At 57.6% G+C, this 4099-nt stretch carries 4 protein-coding genes; 3 read left to right on the plus strand and 1 reads right to left on the minus strand.

Annotated elements, in window-relative coordinates:
- Positions 1 to 106: 106 nt before the first annotated feature.
- Together N0B15_RS15505 and N0B15_RS15510 are read left to right on the plus strand one after the other, a co-directional pair.
- On the plus strand, positions 107 to 667 hold the full coding sequence (locus tag N0B15_RS15505) for a hypothetical protein (protein WP_263020626.1): 561 nt from the start codon (positions 107 to 109) through the stop codon (positions 665 to 667).
- Positions 668 to 1161: 494 nt separating this feature from the next.
- Complete coding sequence (locus N0B15_RS15510) at positions 1162 to 2541, plus strand: ATP-binding protein (RefSeq protein WP_263020627.1); 1380 nt, start codon at positions 1162 to 1164, stop codon at positions 2539 to 2541.
- Positions 2542 to 2590: 49 nt separating this feature from the next.
- Here N0B15_RS15510 and N0B15_RS15515 read toward each other — a convergent pair whose 3' ends face one another.
- Entirely contained in the window at positions 2591 to 2830 is a 240-nt protein-coding gene (locus tag N0B15_RS15515; protein ID WP_263020628.1) for a VOC family protein, read from the minus strand.
- 109 nt (positions 2831 to 2939) lie between these two features.
- Between N0B15_RS15515 and N0B15_RS15520 the strand changes: the two genes are divergently transcribed.
- Positions 2940 to 3881, plus strand: a complete 942-nt coding sequence (locus N0B15_RS15520; RefSeq protein ID WP_263020629.1) for an ImmA/IrrE family metallo-endopeptidase — start codon at positions 2940 to 2942, stop codon at positions 3879 to 3881.
- Positions 3882 to 4099: the final 218 nt, after the last annotated feature.

Genomic DNA, 4099 nt, shown 5'->3' on the forward strand with positions numbered 1-4099 from the left:
TTAAAGAACTCGTCTATCCAAGGCTCATCTTGCAGGGTCGCTGAACTCATTCCACCTCAGCGTTCACCCTGCTCTTTGGTATGCTAACTGTTCTATGACACCCTCGATGAGTACCGACTATTCACGCCGACGCGAGTCGCCGCGAGAACGAACGGACTTCTGCCCAGCGAGCGATCGTGAGCGAAGCTATCCGGGTGACGTCGCTCGATTGAACGGCCACGACCTCGTCGCGATCGACGAGTGGATCCCTGGCACTGAACCAACACCGTACGACATCGACCTCACCGAGGGCTACGAGTATCGCACGCGTTACTGGCGGTGTCGAAACTGCGCCCAGGAACGCAACCGTCGCGACGAGTTCACCGGGTCCTGTGACAATCCCCAGCCACCTACTGCCCTCGAGGCTGGTGGGTACTCGATCGGCGAGCCACGGACCCGGCGAGCGCTCACCGAAGACCTGGATGTCCGGTTCAGTGAACCCGGACCCATCTACGGAGTTCGCAGCAGAAGCGGGAACACGTACACCGTTGACGTCGAAGCAGTGACGTGTACCTGCCCGGATTTCGAACAGCGCCAGCCCGCCGGAGGCTGTAAGCACGTGCGCCGTGTCGACCTCGAGATCCGCACCGGGCTCGTCCCGGCGCCGGATGGGACCTTCGTTCGGTGAGTCCAGACTGATCCAGCCGACCACTCGTCGCGACGGGCTGGCTCTCCTCAATACCGTCTTCGAAACGGTCGACACCCGTGGGGAAGAACCAAGAGACCGCGTTCATCCTGGTACTGCGGGTTCTCGAGAGGTTTGACTACGTCACGGACTCGAGTTACCCCACGCTGGAAAGGGTTCTACTATCGTGGGGTAACTCCTGAGGGCCATCACACCTGCCAGCATTTTCCCCCGATACGAGATTCGATCGTGATCGAACAGGGTACGCCGGTCGATTCTGCTCGGACAGCTGTGAGGTGCGGTACGAACACCTGCAAGCAGACGTCCGAGAGTAGCGTATAGTATTATCCAGAAGTACGCCACCGTTACATCAAATGTCCCGAATAACTTGACCAGGAACTCGAGCATAGCCTGTTTTGAATTAGCCAATCTCAAAATAGCCTATTTTGAAATAGTCTATCCGGAAGTCTTATCCACTGGTGGGATGACGGAGGGGTATGGAGCACTTCGTCAACCGGGAAGATGAACTCTCACAGCTCCACAGGTGCTACGATTCCGACGACGCTGAGATGGTCGTCATCTTTGGCCGACGGCGCCTTGGGAAAACACAACTCGTCCACCACTCGCTTGCCGAGCGAAACGATGCCGTCGTCTATCAGGCTACGGAAACCACGTCGCAGATACAACTCGACGAGTTCGTCGACGTCGCTGCCGACACGTTTCCAGGGATTACAGATATCAAGCAGAACTGGGAAGCACTCCTGGGGTATCTCGGCGACCAGGACGGGATCATCGTCCTCGACGAATTTCCCTACCTGATTGACGCCGATGAGAGTCTTCCCTCGGTTATTCAGCGGTTATGGGACCAGCGGTTCCAACACACATCGGGCACACTCATTCTGGTTGGCTCATCGATCAGCATGATGGAAGAAGCGACGCTCCTCGGGAACAGTCCTCTGTACGGGCGTTTCACCGAGAAACTTGATCTCCGGCCACTCGAGTTCACCGCTGCACAAGAGTTCCTTCCAGACGAGTACTCCCCTGTCGAGCGTGTTTTCGCGTGGGGCATTTTCGGTGGTGTGCCATACTATCTCGACGGTATCGATCTCGATCAGGACCTCGGCACAGTCCTCACGAAGGAAGTGCTCTCTCGGAAAGGGTATCTCCACAACGAACCAGAATACGTCCTCCGGACCGAGCTCACAGACCCGAATCGGTATTTTGCGATCCTCACTGCAATAGCCGCAGGGAAGACGACCTCGAACGAGATCGCCCAGACGGTGGGCATCGACGGGAAACAAATCTCGACGTACACTCAGAAGTTAGAGCGATTGCGGCTTATCGAACGAGAAGTTCCTATCACCGAGGAGAAAGCGAAGTCACGCCGCGGACGCTATCGAATCCTGGATCCCCTCTTTCGCTTCTGGTTCCGTTTCGTCTACGGCAACGAAGATCGATACGAACGTCTCGGTGAGGACGCCTACGAAGCGGGTATCGAACCAGAACTCCCTGATTTCGTCAGTCAAGAGTTCGAAACGCTTTGCCAGGATGCCCTCCCACGCCTGTATCCAGAGAAGGTGTTCCTCGATATCGGCCGCTGGTGGTACAGGGAACACGAAGTGGATGTTGTCGGGTTCACCACAGACGGAACAATGGTTGTGGGGGAGTGCAAGTTTACTAACTCGCCACTGGACTATAGTGCCCTGTCCTCACTCGAAGACCACGCGTCGGAGATTCGCTGGACGCCGGACACTGGCGAAATTGACACGGAATACGCGTTGTTCACACGGAGTGGCGTAACACAATCAGTACACGAAGCCGTGTCCGAGCGTGACGACCTCCAATTATTCAACGTAGGGGCTCTGGTAAATCACTAGACGGCGCCGACAGTCTGGGTAGTGCTCGGATTCGAAAAGCTGAACTCGATCACTCGGCGCCGACGTCACCGGGATAATCGACCATCCACCGGATACCGACCCGATCGATGAACGAGCCGTGTTTCTCGGCCCAGTCAACCTCCTGTAACGCCATCAGCACCTCGCCCCCGTCGGCCAGCGCGGCGAACGCTTCCTCGGCTTCCGCCGAACTCTCCGGCTCGAGCCTGCTCAGCGAAGCGCCCTCGGTCGATGACATTCTATCCAGTCGCTCGAGGTCGTCGCCACCCATCAGGACGGTGTCTCCGATCGCATCCACGCTGACCGCACAGTGGTTTTTTCCAGACCCGCTGATGGCCAGCGGTCTTCTCGAGTTCGGCTCGAGGGACCTGAAATCAACGATGGATACGAGCAACAGCAGTCGGGAAACGTTCGACGATTCGGACACCCGGCAGGACGAGATGCACAGCACGATCGAAACCTGGCTCGAGGACCTCGTCTGTGAGGTCGACGATGCCGTCTCGAGCGAGCAGTTCAGCGCGTGGCTCGATGTACAGAGTCGGTTCCACGACTACTCTCCTCGAAATACACTGCTGATCAAACTACAGTGTCCACACGCGACGCGAGTTGCCGGGTTCAGAACGTGGCAACGTGAGTTCGATCGATGTGTGAGCGAAGGCGAGAAGGCAATCTGGATCTGGGCACCGATCATCGCGCGGAAGTGTCCCGAGTGTGGAAACTCGTCGTCGTACCACGAACGCAGTGACTGCGCATACGACGATACAGAACCCAACGAGTGGAACAAGGGGCTCGTCGGCTTCCGGCCAGCGCCAGTCTTCGACGTGTCTCAGACCGAGGGCGAGCCACTCCCGGAACTCGAGACCGAGGCGAACGGCAGCGCCGACGAGCTGGTGCCAGCACTCCTCGAGGCGGCGGCTGTTCTCGAGGTCGAGGTTGCGGTCGTCTCTCCTCGTGACTGGTCGCACGGCCGCGCCAAGGGCGTCTGTCAGTATCGCCTAGACGGACGGCCACTCGTGGAAATCCGTGATTGCGAAAACGAGGCCGATCTCGCCGTGACACTCGTTCACGAGTATGCACACGCACTGCTGCACGCTGGGCTCGGTACTGAAGACGAACGGGCGAAACGTGAACTCGAGGCCGAAGCCGTCGGCTACATCGTCGGGCGGTATTTCGGGCTCGATACGAGTGGATCAGCGTTCTACCTCGCTGCGTGGAACGGTGACGAACCGGAGACGGTGCTCGACCGACTCGAGCGTATTAGTTCGACTTCTCAGAACATTATCGACGTCGTTGAGGGAGTGATCGAGGAGAGGTTCGTGTGAGGGCCTTTTCTGAATCCGTATAGATAGGATATTCGAACGCTCAACTCCAGCGAGCCAATTTACAAACCCAGTTTTCGCTCTCTCTTGGCTTTGGCGAACCACTATACGGCGGCGACTATTCGTCTTTAGCTAAGACTCACACCTCGGTTGCGTAGCGGTAGCGAGCGTCTCTTGTAACACTGGCCGTTGCTGGTGGATCTTCTGTGCGTCGTCGATCA

The sequence above is a fragment of the Natronobiforma cellulositropha genome (genome assembly GCF_025629245.1).
Taxonomy (GTDB): Archaea; Halobacteriota; Halobacteria; order Halobacteriales; family Natrialbaceae; genus Natronobiforma; species Natronobiforma cellulositropha.

Excerpts from the sequence above, each read along its gene's own strand:
- N0B15_RS15505 (WP_263020626.1), top strand. The coding sequence starts at position 107 with ATGAGTACCGACTATTCACGCCGACGCGAGTCGCCGCGAGAACGAACG.
- N0B15_RS15510 (WP_263020627.1), top strand. The coding sequence starts at position 1,162 with ATGGAGCACTTCGTCAACCGGGAAGATGAACTCTCACAGCTCCACAGG.
- N0B15_RS15515 (WP_263020628.1), bottom strand. The coding sequence starts at position 2,830 with ATGGGTGGCGACGACCTCGAGCGACTGGATAGAATGTCATCGACCGAG.
- N0B15_RS15520 (WP_263020629.1), top strand. The coding sequence starts at position 2,940 with ATGGATACGAGCAACAGCAGTCGGGAAACGTTCGACGATTCGGACACC.